Annotated in this window: 9 protein-coding genes; 2 read left to right on the top strand and 7 right to left on the bottom strand. The window is 62.3% G+C overall.

All coding sequences use genetic code 11. The annotated features are described in order from the left end of the window. Window positions 1-6: 6 nt before the first annotated feature. Window positions 7-3108: an Rne/Rng family ribonuclease gene (locus tag HU144_RS13545; protein WP_235351754.1), complete on the bottom strand. Its 3102-nt coding sequence runs from the start codon at window positions 3106-3108 to the stop codon at window positions 7-9. Window positions 3109-3453: 345 nt separating this feature from the next. Here HU144_RS13545 and HU144_RS13550 point away from each other — a divergent pair, with 345 nt between their 5' ends. Continuing rightward, complete coding sequence (locus HU144_RS13550) at window positions 3454-4104, top strand: vitamin K epoxide reductase family protein (RefSeq protein WP_198395553.1); 651 nt, start codon at window positions 3454-3456, stop codon at window positions 4102-4104. 106 nt (window positions 4105-4210) lie between these two features. On the opposite strand, the gene ndk is transcribed toward HU144_RS13550, so the two are convergent. The 6 genes from ndk to HU144_RS13580 all read right to left on the bottom strand — a co-directional run bounded on the left by ndk (window position 4211) and on the right by HU144_RS13580 (window position 12172). Further along, window positions 4211-4627, bottom strand: coding sequence for a nucleoside-diphosphate kinase (ndk, locus tag HU144_RS13555; protein ID WP_198395552.1), 417 nt, complete (start codon window positions 4625-4627; stop codon window positions 4211-4213). Between the two features lie 76 nt (window positions 4628-4703). Then, window positions 4704-5069, bottom strand: a complete 366-nt coding sequence (locus HU144_RS13560; RefSeq protein ID WP_198395551.1) for a DUF4233 domain-containing protein — start codon at window positions 5067-5069, stop codon at window positions 4704-4706. A 4-nt stretch (window positions 5070-5073) separates the two neighbouring features. Continuing rightward, window positions 5074-6462, bottom strand: a complete 1389-nt coding sequence (locus HU144_RS13565; RefSeq protein WP_235351755.1) for a bifunctional folylpolyglutamate synthase/dihydrofolate synthase — start codon at window positions 6460-6462, stop codon at window positions 5074-5076. After that, window positions 6459-9725: an isoleucine--tRNA ligase gene (ileS, locus tag HU144_RS13570; RefSeq protein WP_235351757.1), complete on the bottom strand. Its 3267-nt coding sequence runs from the start codon at window positions 9723-9725 to the stop codon at window positions 6459-6461. The genes HU144_RS13565 and ileS overlap by 4 nt, the downstream gene beginning before the upstream one ends. A 354-nt stretch (window positions 9726-10079) precedes the next feature. After that, the gene (locus HU144_RS13575) at window positions 10080-10835 is read right to left on the bottom strand and encodes an SDR family oxidoreductase (protein ID WP_235351758.1); all 756 of its coding nucleotides are present in this window, start codon (window positions 10833-10835) and stop codon (window positions 10080-10082) included. Between the two features lie 206 nt (window positions 10836-11041). After that, a complete protein-coding gene (locus HU144_RS13580; protein WP_235351759.1) occupies window positions 11042-12172 on the bottom strand; it encodes an acyltransferase in 1131 nt (376 codons plus the stop codon). A gap of 154 nt (window positions 12173-12326) precedes the next feature. On the opposite strand from HU144_RS13580, the gene valS reads away from it, so the two are divergent. Further along, entirely contained in the window at window positions 12327-14972 is a 2646-nt protein-coding gene (valS, locus tag HU144_RS13585; RefSeq protein WP_235351760.1) for a valine--tRNA ligase, read from the top strand. Window positions 14973-15016: the final 44 nt, after the last annotated feature.

A 15016-nucleotide genomic window follows, 5' to 3' on the forward strand; every position in this document is an offset into this window, starting at 1 on the left:
TGATGTTCAGTCTTCGCCGATGATGACGAATGAGGTCGGCAGCGACTGCTGCGCCGACTCATCAGCAGCCTGAGCCTTGGCAGCGGGCTTCCGCCGCGGTGCTGCCTTGACCGGTTCAGCCTTGGCCACCTTGGTCGCGGTGTCTGCACCGATCATCAGCGGTAGCTCGGCAGCAGGCACCTCAGGCTTTTTCGCCCGGGCCGGCTTGTCCTGGACTGGCTTGTCCTGGACTGGCTTGTCCTGAGCAGACTCGTCGTGCGTTGGCTCCGACGTTTCCGAGGACTTGGCATCGGACCGCTTCCGGCTGTTGCGGGTCCGGGATCGGCCCGACTTTCCGCGGCCGTTCGAATCGGCGGACTCGTTGCCCTGCGATTCCTTCGTGGTGTCACTGTTCAGCGTCGACTCGGTGTCGCTCGAAACCGAGTTGTCCTGAGAGTTCTTCGCGTCCTTGGACTCCGTCTCGTCCTTCTTCAGCGTGGCCTTGGCAATTGCGGCTACGGCCGAACGCGAGGCATCGTCGGCGTCGGTATGGCCTTCGGAGTCGTTGGACTTCGACGACTTATTGTCGCTGCGACGCTTGCGATCACGTTTGCTGTTCGAGTTGTCGTTGTGGTTGGACCGATTGCCGTGGTGGGCCTTCGAGCCGTCCTCTTCTGAGCCCGGCAGCAGCAGTCCCCGACCGGAGAGGTCGGCCCCGGCACTGACAAGGGACTCTGCGAGTCCGGTGCCGATGCGCTTACGCGTCATCTGCACAAGACCCAGGGAGGTCACCTCGGCGACCTGATGCTTGGTTCTGTCGCGTCCCAGGCACTCGACGAGGCGACGCACAACGAGGTCCCGGTTCGATTCGAGGACCATGTCGATGAAGTCGACGACGATGATGCCGCCGATGTCCCGCAGGCGCACCTGCCTGATGACCTCTTCGGCCGCTTCCAGGTTGTTGCGGGTCACGGTCTCTTCCAGATTTCCACCTGAACCGGTGAACTTGCCGGTGTTGACGTCGATGACCGTCATGGCCTCGGTCCGGTCGATGACCAGCGAACCACCCGATGGCAGGTTGACGGTGCGCTGCAGCGCCTTCTGCACCTGTTCCTCGACCCGGTAGTGGTCGAAGATGTCTTCGTCCTCGCTGTAGCGGTGGACGCGCTCGAGCAGATCCGGTGCCACGGCCTCGACGTATTCGTGAATCGTGTTCCACGCGCCGTCGCCGTCGATGACGAGAGACGAGAAGTCCTCGTTGAAGACGTCGCGGATGATCCGCACGATCATGTCCGGCTCGCTGTAGAGGAGCTGGGGCGCGAGCACCTTCGTCGACTTCGACTTCTTCTCGATGGTCTCCCACCGTTTCGCCAGTCGTTCGACGTCCCGGCCGAGTTCCTTGTCCGTTGCTCCTTCGGCTGCGGTGCGCACGATGACTCCATTCGAGTCACCGACGAGTTCCTTGAGCAGCTTCTTCAGTCGATTGCGCTCGACGTCGGGCAGCTTGCGTGAGATTCCGGTCATGGAGTTGCCGGGAACGTAGACGAGGAAACGTCCGGGCAGGGAGATCTGACTCGTCAGACGGGCGCCCTTATGACCGATCGGGTCCTTGGTGACCTGGACGAGGACGGCGTCGCCGGGGCTGAGCGCCACCTCGATGCGGCGAGCCTTGCCATCCATGCCGAGGGCGTCCCAATTGACTTCACCGGCGTAGAGCACAGCATTGCGGCCCTTGCCGATGTCGATGAAGGCGGCTTCCATGCTCGGCAGTACGTTCTGGACTTTGCCCAGGTAGACATTGCCGATGAGGGACGACTGCTGGCGGTTCTCCTTCAGGTAGTGCTCGACTGTGATCCCGTCTTCGACGACGACCAGCTGTGTCTGCTCGCCGCTTTCCCGCACCAGCATGGTCCGATCCACGGATTCACGACGGGCCAGGAACTCGGCCTCGGTGATGACGGGGCGGCGGCGCCCTGCCTCACGACCTTCCTTACGGCGCTGCCTCTTGGCTTCGAGGCGTGTCGAGCCCTTCAGCGAGGTCACCTCATCGTTGTCTGTGCTGCGGGTCCGTGAGCGACGGCGACGACGGCGACGCGAACCATTGTCGTCATCGTCATCGCTGTCATCATCACCGGAGTCAGTGAGATTCTCCGACTGCTGGCCGGAGTTCTTGTCATCAGAGGATTTGGCGGCGGCGGACTTGTTCGAATCTGCCTGCTGAGTCTTCTTCTCCGCCCGGTTGCCGGAACGTGACTCGCGTCTGTTCGAGTGGGAATCGCTGTTCGAGTGGGAGTCGGAATCCTCGTCGGCAGATTCCTCCGCTGACGATGGCGAATCTTCATGATCCGATTCGCTGCCGTTGTCCTCGCGTCCGCGGGAGCGGCGGCCGCGGCCTCCACGGCGACGCCGACGGCCGCCGGAATCGTTGGAGTCATTGTCGTCGGAGTCATTGTCGTCGGAGTCATCGCTCTTCGCGCCGTTCGTGTCGGCGTCGGATGCCTCCGCGTAGTCCGAGTCGTTGTCGTACTCGTCGCCGTCATCCGAATCATCGGTGTCGTCCTCGACCTGGACGGGCTGAGCCAGTTCGGCTTTGGGCACCTGGAAGATCAGTCCACCGTCGTGCGGCACGGCTGGTGCGCTGCGCGGGGTCGGAGCAGGCGCGGGGTCCACAGCGGGCGCCGCGAAGGGGTTGCGGGGATCGAATGTAGGGGCCGGTGCCGGCGAGACGGCATCCGCGGCAGCGTCGGCAGAATCGTCGTCATCGACCTCCGAGGCATCGTTCGTCTCGCTCCCCCGGCCGTTGCTCGCTGCATTCTGCGGACCCCCGGCAGGTTCGCGGACGAACTGTTCGAACACGAGTCCCCTGTTGGCTGCGGAGTCCCGGGCATTCTTCGGTGTGCCCTGCCCCTGCTCGGGAACGTCCTCGATGTCCTCGTCCGAGTCGTCATTGCTCGGCTCGGGCATGCGCAGAGACTCCGCAGCCTCGGCGATGTTGTCGAGCTTCGCTCTGATGCTCTCGTCGACATCCTCATGAGAGGAGTCTGCGGAATTCACCGACTGCTGCAGATTGGCGAGATCGGCGAGGATGCCCTCTGTTGCTTCGTTGCCGTCATTCGACGCGTCATTCATGATTTCTCCCAGTCCGAAGACTCCGTCCACACCTCACGGATCTTCGGATCCTTGCATGGTCCAAGTCGGACCGAAACTTGTGGATGGCACTTCCAGCTCGCGCTCAGCGCGTAGGCCTTCGGTGCTGCCTCTTCTTGGTGTCGACCTGCGAGGTCGTACCCTCGACTCGGTGGAGGCACTTCTCCTGCTCGGTGTGAGAGCAAGTATCCGTCTGGCCATTATGTCACAGATCAACCGAAGTGCTCCGGTCGATGTCCGCCGTCTGTGGTCTCCGTCACTTCAGATATGTGACTATTCGCAGCCGCCCCGTTTGCCGCGCAGTGTCCGGGGAGGCATTCTTGGAGTGTGAATACCGCAGATACTCTCCCTGACGACGATATCGATGTGGTGCCGCAGACCCGATCCTGGGTCCTGCGGCCGACCAGTCTCGGCATCTTCCTCATCGTTGCATCCGTCGTCGGCTACTTGGCGTCCTTCGCTCTTGCCGTCGAGAAGTACGAGAAGTTGGAGGACCCGAACGCGGTGCTCTCCTGCGACCTCAACCCGTTCTTCTCCTGCGGATCGGTGATGGAGTCTCCCGAGAGCCAGCTCTTCGGCTTCCCCAATCAGCTCCTGGGAATCGGCGCTTTCATATTCCCACTGCTCCTCGGCGTGTTGCTCCTGGCAGGGACGAGGATCCCGAAGTGGATCATGGTCGGACTCAACATCGGCCTCGCCCTCGGCACCGTTCTCGTCATGTTCCTGTTCTACGTCTCGATCTACAAGATCGGCGTCGGCTGCCCCTGGTGCATGGTGGTGTGGACGATGACGATCCCGATGTTCGTCGCTGTCACGGCCCACAATGTTCTGGCCGGCAGTTTCGGCGCCCGGATCGCGCGGAATCCGATCGCCAGAGTCCTCGCCAAGGAGAATGTGGCGATCTTCGTTCTGTGGATGCTCGTCATCGCAGCCTGCATCGTCGTTCAGTTCTGGAACTTCTTCTCGACCCTGTTCTGAGCACGTCCTGAATAGCTCACCACTGCCATGAAATGACGCGGGTGCCCTGCGGCCGTTCCCTCTGAGGAAGGACAGCTGCAGGGCACCCGCGTCTGTGCGCTGAGATCTATACGGCGGGGAACCAGATTCCGATCTCGCGTTCGGCAGATTCAACGGAATCGGATCCGTGCACGAGATTCTTCTGGACCTTCTCGCCCCAGTCGCGGCCAAGATCGCCGCGAATGGTGCCCGGCGCCGCCGCTGTCGGGTCGGTTGCACCCGCCAGCGAACGGAATCCAGGGATCACTCCCTGACCGGAGGCGATGATCGACACGATCGGTCCTTCGGACATGAAGTCGACGAGGGGCTGGTAGAAGGGTTTGCCTTCGTGCTCTGCGTAGTGCGCGGAGAGTTCTTCCGCGGTCGCGGTGCGCAGCGACAGAGCATCGATGGCATATCCCTTGGATTCGATCCGAGCGAGGATCTGTCCCACGAGTCCTCGTGCGACACCATCGGGTTTGATGAGGATGAGAGTGCGTTCCATTCCGGTCCTTTTCGTTAGTGCGATGATCGGCGGTCACAGTTTAACCGCCGTTGAGTTCATTGACCGCCGAGGCGGTTCAGGCTCGCTCCGCCACTTCCCTGTCGATTCTCGCCGACCAGTACACCGACACCGCCCACAGGGCGATGAAGATCGCTGCGACGAAGAACATCGAGGTGACGAGGAATCCCGAAGCCAGCAGGAGGATCTGCACGACCCAGCCCAGTGCCACACCCGGTCGCTTCTGACCGATGCGTCGTGGCAGCAGCAGGACCGACACGATGGCCAGAGCGGCAATCACGGACGCGCCGAGGAGCAGTTGCCCCAAGCTCAGAGATCCTGCTGCCTTCACCGCCAGGCCGTAGGCAGTGAGCACTGCGAAGTAGACGACGAAGAGCTCACAGATGAGGATCGAGCCGCACAGGACGGGAAACTTCGATTTCATCGGATCATTCCTCCTTGCCGAGCAGCAGACGGGCCTCTGCCACGGTGTGCAGAGAGCCAGTGACCACGATTCCCGGGCTCGTCGCCCCGGAGTTGTTGGCCAGGTCGATGGCCTTCATCAGGGCAGCGTTGAGATCCGGTGTCTCGATCACGGAGTCCTCATCCACCCATTCGCGCACAGCCTCGGCGAGTTCATGGGCATCAAGTGCGCGAGAATTCAGTGCCTGGCTGACGACGAACACATCGGCGCTGCGGTGAAACTCCTCGAGCACGCCGAGGATGTCCTTGTCGGCGAACATCGCCAGAACCATCACCGTGTAGTCGAAGTCGAATGCCTCGGTGATGGTATCGGCCAGCACATGGGCAGCGTCGGGATTGTGCGCCCCGTCAACAACTACTGCCGGTCCTGTCCGGACAAGCTCGGCCCGGCCGGGTGACGTCACTCGTGACAGGCCCTCGGCCACGGTGTCGAGGACCAGCGGCTTGTCCTCATCACTCAGAAACGCCTCCGCCGCGACCAGCGCAACGGCGGCATTGTGTGCCTGATGGATGCCGTGCAGCGGCAGGAAGATGTCGGTGTAGACATCCCGCACCCCCTGCACGGTGATGAGCTGTCCATCGACCGCTCTTGTGCGGTCGAGAAGCCGGAAGCTGCGGTCCTCGGTCAACGCGAGAGTCTGCCGCCGCTCCACCTCGGCGTCCAGAGCAGTCTGCGCCTCTTCGGTCTGTGCAGCGATGACAGCGACCGGATTCGGTGCTGGGGAAGGATCGAGACTGCGATTGAGAATTCCCGCTTTGGTGGTGGCGATCTCGGTGAGCGTGTCACCGAGGAACTGCTGATGGTCGAGGCCGATCTTCGTGAAGACACAGACCTGGGCATCGGCAACGTTCGTCGAATCCCATTCGCCGCCCATCCCCACTTCGGTGACCACCACGTCGACGGGGGCGTCTGCGAACACGGCGAAGGCCAGGATCGTCAGCGCCTCGAAGAAGGTCAGCTTTCCACGCCCCTCGGCGACGAGCTCCGCGTCGACGAGGTCGAGCACCGGTGAGATCTCGTCGTGGATGCGGACGAAGGTCTCAGCGGCGACAGGACCGCCGTCGACAGAGATCCGCTCGGTCACCGAATGCAGATGCGGACTCGTGAAGCGGCCCACTCTCAAGTCGTGAGCGGACACGATCGAGTCGATCATGCGAGCGGTCGAGGTTTTGCCGTTCGTTCCGGTCACCGTGATGACCGGTGCGGCCTGATGAATGTCGCCGAGGAGCTCGCACGCACGACGAGTCGCGTCGAGTCGGACCTCGATCTGGGTCTCCCCCGCTCGTGCCAGCAGTGCCGCATACACGCGCACAAGCTGGGACTGCGACTTCTCGTCGCGCTCGTCCGTGCTCATGCTCTGCTCACAGCGAGGCGAGTTCCCGCAGGCAGCTCTTCAGGGGTGAAGACCTGCCCGGCACTCTCGACGTCTGCGAAGTCGAGTGAGGTGGCCAGGGTCTCACCGGCGATGAGGTCCTGATGGGCGCTCAGCGCGGACGCCAGATTTGTCTCCGCCTCGATGACGACGGTGATCCGCTCGGAGATGTGCAGGTCCAGCTGTTTGCGGATTCCCTGGATGGCGCGGACCGCGTCACGAGCGACGCCTTCGGCCTCGAGCTCAGGGGTGACACGTGTATCGAGTGCCAGGAAGCCGGAGTCGAGCGCAGCCAGCTCCATTCCCTCCGTGCCGGATTCGGCCACCGACTCCAAGGTGTATTCGCCATCGACCAAGTCGATTCCACCGCTGGTGACGATGCCGTCGTCGGCGACCGACCAATCGCCAGTCTTCGAGGCCTTGATCACCTGCTGCACCTGCTTGCCCAGCCTGGGGCCTGCGGCGCGGGCATTGATGACGAGACTCTGCGACAGGGAGAATCCTGCAGCTTCCGCCTCGGCGACGTCGAGCACTTCGACCTCGCGGACGTTGAGCTCATCGGAGATGATGTCGGTGAACTCGCTGCCCAGGTCGGTGTCATCAGCAACGGTGAGCTTGGCCAGAGGCAGGCGCACCCGCAGCTTGTTGGCCTTGCGCACGGAGGAAGCCGTTGAGCAGATGACGCGGGTCAGATCCATCGCGGACACGAGCTGATCATCGGCGGGGAACAGACTCGCATCCGGGTAGTCGGCCAAGTGGACCGACCGTTCGCCGGTGAGCCCACGGTAGATCTCTTCGACGGTGAATGGCAGCAGCGGGGCTGCGACCCGGCAGAAGGCTTCGAGGCAGGTGTAGAACACGTCGAATGACTCGTGGGTCGCCTCGGTGCCGTCCCAGAAGCGGCGACGGGAACGACGCACGTACCAGTTGGTGAGCATGTCGAGGTAGCTGCGCACGAGTTCGCAGGCCGCCCAGATGTCGAGGCCCTCCATGGCGTCCGCGAACTCTGCGATCAGGTCGTGAGTCTTCGCCAGCAGATACCGGTCAAGGACCTGGCTCGAATCATAGCGGGATTCGGCCCGGTAGCCGGCCTTCTCTCCGTCTGCCCCGTCTGCGGTGTTGGAGTAGGTGGCGAAGAACTGCCAGGTGTTCCAGAGCGGGAGAACGACCTGTCGAACTCCATCGCGGATACCCTGCTCGGTCACGACGAGGTTGCCGCCTCGCAGGATGGACGAGGCCATGAGGAACCAGCGCATCGCATCGGAGCCGTCGCGATCGAAGACCTCGTTGACGTCGGGATAGTTGCGCAGCGATTTCGACATCTTCGCTCCGTCGGAGCCCAAGACGATGCCGTGGGAGATGCAATTGGTGAAGGCAGGACGATCGAAGATCGCTGTCGAGAGCACGTGCAGGAGATAGAACCAGCCGCGAGTCTGTCCGACATACTCCACGATGAAGTCGGCGGGGAAATGATTGTCGAACCATTCGGAGTTCTCGAACGGGTAGTGGACCTGTGCGTAGCTCATGGACCCCGAGTCGAACCAGACGTCGAAGATCTCAGGGATGCGGCGCATCATCGACTGACCGCTCGGATCGTCAGGGTTGGGCCGTACCAGGTCGTCGACCCAGGGACGGTGGAGGTCGACTTCACCTTGGTCATTGACCGGCAGACGACCGAAGTCGGCCTCGATGTCGGCCAGGGACCCGTACACATCGGTGCGCGGATACGAGGGGTCGTCTGAGGTCCATACCGGGATCGGCGAACCCCAGAAGCGGTTGCGTGAGATCGACCAGTCGCGTGCGTTCTCCAGCCATTTGCCGAACTGTCCGTGCTTGACATTGTCGGGCACCCAGTTGATCTGCTCGTTGAGTTCGACCATGCGGTCCTTGAACTCGGTCACCCGGACGAACCAGGAGGACACAGCGCGGTAGATCAGCGGATTGCGGCAGCGCCAGCAGTGCGGGTAGGAGTGCTCATAGGATTCGTGCCGGATCAGCAGTGCCGAACGACCTGCCATCGGCCCGGTGCCGTTGCGCAGGTCCTTGATGATGCCCTTGTTGGCGTCGAAGACCTGCTGTCCCGCGTAGTCGGCGACCGTGGAGTCGAAGCAGCCTGCGTCGTCGACGGGACGCACGGCGGTGATGCCGTAGGAATCGGTGAGGTCCTTGTCCTCTTCACCGAAAGCCGGAGACTGGTGGACGATTCCGGTGCCTTCGTCCGTGGTGACGAACTCGGCTTCGAGGATGGTGTGCATCCGTTCGCCGAACTCCTCTTGGCGACCTTCGAAGTACGGGAAGGGAGGCTCGTATTCACGACCGAGAAGCTCACTGCCGGAGAACGTGCGCAGCACCTCGGGGTTCTCCCCGAGCTCACGGGAGTATGAGCCGAGGCGCGCCTCGGCGAGGATCAGTGTCTTTCCCTGCAGCTCTTGTGCACCGTCTTCACCGGCGACGACGGCTGCCAGCGGGATCTCGGGATTGACCGCGACAGCCTGGTTGGACGGAACAGTCCACGGCGTCGTTGTCCAGATCAGGACCCATTCATCGGAGTCCTTGAGCTTGTATCCGATGGTCACGGCCGGATCCTGGCGCGACTTGTAGACATCGTCGTCCATCCGCAGTTCGTGGTTAGACAGCGGAGTCTGGTCTTTCCAGCAGTAGGGCAGAACGCGGTAGCCCTCGTAGACGAGCCCCTTGTCCCAGAGCTGTTTGAACGCCCAGATCACGCTTTCCATGTATTCGACGTTGAGCGTCTTGTAGTCGTTGTCGAAGTCGACCCACCGACCCTGGCGGGTGACGTACTCTTCCCATTCCTTCGTGTACTTCAGGACTGAGGAACGGCAGGCATCGTTGAATGCGGCCAAGCCCATGCCGCTGATCTCCGACTTGTCGGTGATGCCCAGCTGACGTTCGGCCTCAAGCTCTGCGGGAAGGCCGTGGGTATCCCAGCCGAAGCGGCGATCCACTTTCTTGCCCCGCATCGTCTGGAAGCGTGGGACGACGTCCTTGACGTACCCGGTCAGAAGGTGACCGTAGTGGGGCAGTCCGTTGGCGAAGGGAGGTCCGTCGTAGAAGACGAACTCGTTCTCACCGTTCTCGCCGGGGTCGCGCTGGTCGATCGAGGCCTGGAACGTATCGTCCTGTTTCCAGTAGTCGAGCACGGCGTCTTCGATGGCGGGGAAATCCGGCGAGGCACTGAGGCCGAAGGCCGAGGTCGATACCTTGGGATACAACGGTTGCGTCATGAGCGTCCTTTGAGTCACTGCGGTCACTGTCACGAGGACGACATGTCTGCCGCGGTACCACCTCGCTTATCCGTCCTCAACGACTGTCGGGTGAGACAGACGATCAGCGGATCGCTCATAGCCGGAGTGATGACGGGTCCAACCGTCCGGTTCTACTGAATGCCTTCTGCCGCGCCGAAGCCTTCGGCACGGGACGAACGCACTGTTCTTCCGGATGCTCCCCGGTGATGGCCGGATCGCTGCACCCTCAATCGTATACCTTGGCCCGGTGTGTCGACCACCTGGCCCAGGGTGTCAGCCTTCTGGCCCGGTGTGTCGACCATCTGGTTGAGTGCAGCCGCCCGACTTCCGAACTCAGAGACCCTGGTGGCGTGCAACTTTGTGCTGTGCGGCCTGTGCAATCGGTCTGATCACCATCAGGTCGACATTGAAATGGTGCGGTCTGGTCAGCGAGTAGACCACGGCATCGGCGACGTCATCTGCGGTGAGTGGGTTCTCCACCCCTTCGTAGACTTTGTCGGCTTTGTCCTGACTGCCGCCGACTCGTTTCAGCGTGAATTCATCGGTGGCGACCATCCCGGGGGCGATTTCGATCACACGGACGGGTTCACCAGCGAGTTCGAGCCGCAGCGTCGCGGCGATCGAATGTGTGCCGTGCTTGGCCGCGACGTAACCGCCGCCGCCTTCATAGGCCTGGTGACCGGCGGTCGAGGACATGACGACGATGTCTCCACGCCCGGATTCGATCAGAGCGGGAAGAAATGCCTTGACGACTCGGAGGACTCCGAGGACATTGACATCGAACATGTCACGCCAGCCGTCGACCGAGGCCTCGGCGACTGTGTCGGTGCCGAACGCGGCACCCGCGTTGGCGATCAGGGAGTGCACAGGCCCTCCAGCCAGCACCTCGGCACTGAGCGCTGCGACCGCGGCATCATCGGTGAGGTCGGCTACAACATAGCTGGCGCCGGTCTCCTCGGACAGTGCCCGCAGCTTCTCCTCTCGCCGTGCCACGGCAACGACGTCCCAGCCCTGTTCGCGCAGCCGGCGCACCGTAGCGGCGCCGATTCCCGAACTCGCTCCTGTCACCACTGCTCTGAGTGTTTCCATCGCTGTATTTCTCCGTACTTCTTCGTCGTTGCTCGTGCCGTCGTTGTTCGTGGCTGCAGGCCTGGATCTGTACCTTGACGTACCGCATCTGGATCTGGGCATGTCGCGTCTGTAACCGGATGCGTCGTGTCTGGTCGAGGACACGATCATCGGGGACACCGATCAGTCTACGGAGTTTCATCCCCGTCCGGCAGATTCCGTGGCAGCTAAGCGCTCGCGGTGTCCGGGTCGGCCTTCTTCGTTCGGCGCGCCCGTGGGTTCGGCTTCGAATGCGGGTTGCGGGGACCGCCTTCGCCGAAGACGGCGCGCACACCGGGAATCTTGACCGCCAGCCAGGTGATGACAGCGCAGATGATCGTGTAGACGATCGGCATCGCGATGGCATGGAGGAGAACACCGGGAACCGTCGTAGGCAGGCCCATCTCATTGCGCAAGGGGTAGAGCACGAGGGGGTGGAGCAGGAACACCCCGAAGGAGTACGGGTAGAACCAGTGCAGGAGCCGGAAACCGCTATCCAAGTGATGATGCAGCAGGAGGTAGGCGGCCACAGAGGCGATGACGACCCCCGGTGATAGGTACTCGTAGGGGAAGACCCACGGCTTCTCGCCCGGGCCGAGTCCCGCCCACACAATGGTCATCGCGATTGCACCGGCAAGTGCCAGCCATGCCAGCACCACACCGCGGGAGGAGAGCACCACGTCCCGCAGCACCCACCCGAGGATGTAGAAGCCGGCCATCGGCAGGAAACGTGTGGCGATATTGGCCTCACCCACGTCGAAGACGATGCTCGCCCATTGGTCGAGCATGCCGATGCCCAGAAAGATCAGACCAGTCCCCCATTGCAGGCGCCGCGAACCGTGAACGCTGAGCAGCCGGAAGAACGGGGTCAGAAGCGTCAGGCCGGCGAGCACGTAGAGGAAGTAGAGCTGCACGAACGGAGAACCGGTCAGAATCGCGATTCCCGGGTTCCATCCGTCGTCTGTCGGGAGCAGATAGAAGCGCCTGAAGACGACGTATACGGCTGTCCAGAACACGAGGGGGATTCCGATTCTCCACACGCGCTTGCTGAGGAATTTACGCGGTTTGTTCCCGCGGGCCGGGTCCAGTGCCAACGCCCCGGAGATCATGATGAACACAGGAACCGACCACCGAGCTGCGGAGTCGAAGCCGTTGGCGACCCACCAGTCGGGACCCATGGTCGCGTAGTTCTCCTCCACGACGGTTCCCAGCGAATGGATGGCGACGACTGCCACAATCGCGATCGCACGGGCCGGGTTCATCCACGCGGTCGACGTCGGCGGCAGGTTCTCTGATCGGATTCTGTCCAAGGGCGCCATGGTCCAATATTCTCATTTTTGTCCGCGGATGCATCTCACGCTCCATTCAGTGTGTGTCTCCGGCAGCGTGTGCCACTGGCTCGAACCTCTGAAGTCCGCTCACGCCCGATCATCGGTTTGGCCCCAGGCCGCCCGGGTGAGAAAATCAACAATTATGAACACACCTGCCTTTTCGGACTCGACGCACGAGTCAGTGAACCTGCCGGATAAGCCGGCTCTTGAGGGACTTCGGGACAAATGGGACGCCGCTTGGAGCGACAGCGGAGTCTATGCCTTCGACGTCGATACGGATCGTGAGCAGGTCTACTCGATCGACACTCCCCCGCCCACCGCCTCGGGGTCTCTGCACGTCGGGCACGTATTCTCCTACACGCAGACCGACATCATCGCCAGATATCAGCGCATGCAGGGCAAGAACGTGTTCTACCCCCTGGGCTGGGATGACAACGGTCTGCCGACGGAACGACGCGTCCAGAACTACTACGGGGTCACCTGCGATCCCACCCAGGGCTACGACCCGAACTTCGAGCCGCCGGCAAAGCCTGCGAAGAACTCTCGTGACTTCGTCAAGATCTCGCGTCAGAACTTCATCGAACTCTGCGAGACCCTGTCCGCCGAGGACGAGCAGATCTTCGAACACCTCTTCCGCTCCACCGGCCTGTCCGTGGATTGGAAGTACACCTACCGCACCATCGATGACACGTCACGCTCGGTCAGCCAGAAGGCCTTTCTCGCCGACCTCGCAAACGGTCACGCATACTCCCAGGACGCCCCCACCATGTGGGACGTCACCTTCGGCACTGCCGTCGCGCAGGCGGAACTCGAGGACCGGGAGAGGGACGGCGCCTACCACAAGGTGAACTTCTATCCCGAGGGCACCGACGGCCTCGCCGACACCTCGGCGGAACCGATCGTCATTCTCACTTCCCGTCCGGAGCTCATCCCCGCGGTAGTGGCACTCGTGGCTCATCCCGAGGACGAGCGTTACACCTCCTCATTCGGATCCAAGTACGTCTCACCTCTCTTCGGCGTGCGCGTCGAAGTTCGCGCCCATGAACTTGCGAAGTCGGACAAGGGCACCGGCATTGCCATGGTCTGCACCTTCGGTGACCTCACTGACGTCACCTGGTGGCGTGAACTCGACCTGCCCATGCGCGCCGTCATCAACCGCGGTGGTCGACTCAATCTCGAGGTCCCCGAATGGATCGCGTCGTCGCCGAAGCCCGATGCTGTGGCCAACTACGAGAAGCTGGCGGGAAAGACAACCTTCACCGCCCGCAAGGAGATCGCGGATATGCTCGTCGAATCCGGTGACCTCATCGGCGAGATCGAAGCGATCACGCATCCTGTTCCGTTCTATGAGAAGGGCGACAAGCCCCTCGAAGTCGTCACGTCCCGCCAGTGGTACATCCGCAACGGCGGACGCTCGGCCGAGCTCCGTGATGCGCTTATCGCCCGCGGTCGAGAGATCGAGTGGCATCCGGCATTCATGCGCTCACGCTACGAGAACTGGGTGGAGAATCTCAACGGTGACTGGCTGGTCTCCCGCCAACGTTACTTCGGCGTGCCGATCCCACTGTGGTATCGCTTGGACTCGGCTGGGGAACCCGACTACTCGGATCCGATCGTTCCCGAGTCCCTGCCCACCGACCCCATCGCCGAGGTGCCGGCCGGCTTCACCGCTGACCAGCGTGACGTGCCCGGCGGCTTCACCGCCGATCCGGACGTCCTCGACACCTGGGCGACCTCATCTCTGACCCCCCAGCTGCTGGGTGGTTGGAGCCGCGATGAAGACTTCTTCTCCAAGGTCTTCCCCTTCGATCTGCGCCCTCAGGGCCACGACATCATCCGCACTTGGCTGTTCTCCACTGTCGTCCGTGCCAACTCGCTCAATGACGCTGCACCATGGAAGCATGCCGGCCTCTCCGGTTGGATCCTCGATCCGGATCGCAAGAAGATGTCGAAGTCGAAAGGCAATGTCGTTGTCCCCTCTGACATCCTCGGCGAGGCGAAACCGGGCTTCGGCCCCGACGCGGTGCGCTACTGGGCGGCCAGCGCCAAACTCGGTGCCGATACAGCTTATGACGTGACGCAGATGCAGATCGGGCGCCGATTGGCCATGAAACTGCTCAACGCTTCGAAGTTCGCGCTTGCCCAGGGAGTTCACTCCGGGCTTGTCGGCCAGCTTGGTTCTGTGACGCACGATCTCGATCGTGCTCTGCTCAAGAAGCTCGCCGAGGTCGTCGAGACGGCTTCAACGCATATGGCGGCCTACGATTACGCACACGCTCTGCGTGCCGCGGAGAGCTTCTTCTGGGAGTTCACCGATGACTATGTCGAGCTCGTCAAGGACCGGTCGTACGGCGCCAAGGGCGAGGACGATCAGCTTTCGGCTCACGTCACTCTGGCAACTGCCCTCGACGTGCTTCTGCGTCTCTTCGCCCCGATCATGCCCTTCGTGACTGAAGAGGTGTGGTCATGGTGGAGAAAAGGATCTGTGCACAGGTCACCGTGGCCTGGGGACGAGAAGCTGACTCAGCCTGACTCGTCTGTGGATCCGGACCTGCTCATGTCTGTCGCCTCGGTGCTCACCGAGATCCGGAGGTCGAAGACCGAGGCCAAGGTCTCCCAGAAGACCCAGGTGCGCAGCCTCACCATCCATGCTCCGGCAGCTGTGGTCGCAGCGATCGACAGTGCCCAAGCCGACCTGACGGCCGCTGGACGCATCCAGAATCTCGTCACTGAGGTGAAGGGTGAAGAGATCACAGTCGCCGAGATCGACTTCATCGAGCAGGACTGACCGTCCACGCCTGTTCCACAATCAGAACAGAATTCTCCGGCATG

It is taken from the genome of Brevibacterium sp. UCMA 11752, from assembly GCF_021532235.1.
Taxonomy (GTDB): Bacteria; Actinomycetota; Actinomycetes; order Actinomycetales; family Brevibacteriaceae; genus Brevibacterium; species Brevibacterium antiquum.

Coding starts and splice junctions, on each gene's coding strand:
- HU144_RS13545 (WP_235351754.1), bottom strand. CDS start 3,108: ATGAATGACGCGTCGAATGACGGCAACGAAGCAACAGAGGGCATCCTC.
- ndk (WP_198395552.1), bottom strand. CDS start 4,627: ATGGAACGCACTCTCATCCTCATCAAACCCGATGGTGTCGCACGAGGA.
- HU144_RS13560 (WP_198395551.1), bottom strand. CDS start 5,069: ATGAAATCGAAGTTTCCCGTCCTGTGCGGCTCGATCCTCATCTGTGAG.
- HU144_RS13565 (WP_235351755.1), bottom strand. CDS start 6,462: ATGAGCACGGACGAGCGCGACGAGAAGTCGCAGTCCCAGCTTGTGCGC.
- ileS (WP_235351757.1), bottom strand. CDS start 9,725: ATGACGCAACCGTTGTATCCCAAGGTATCGACCTCGGCCTTCGGCCTC.
- HU144_RS13575 (WP_235351758.1), bottom strand. CDS start 10,835: ATGGAAACACTCAGAGCAGTGGTGACAGGAGCGAGTTCGGGAATCGGC.
- HU144_RS13580 (WP_235351759.1), bottom strand. CDS start 12,172: ATGGCGCCCTTGGACAGAATCCGATCAGAGAACCTGCCGCCGACGTCG.
- valS (WP_235351760.1), top strand. CDS start 12,327: ATGAACACACCTGCCTTTTCGGACTCGACGCACGAGTCAGTGAACCTG.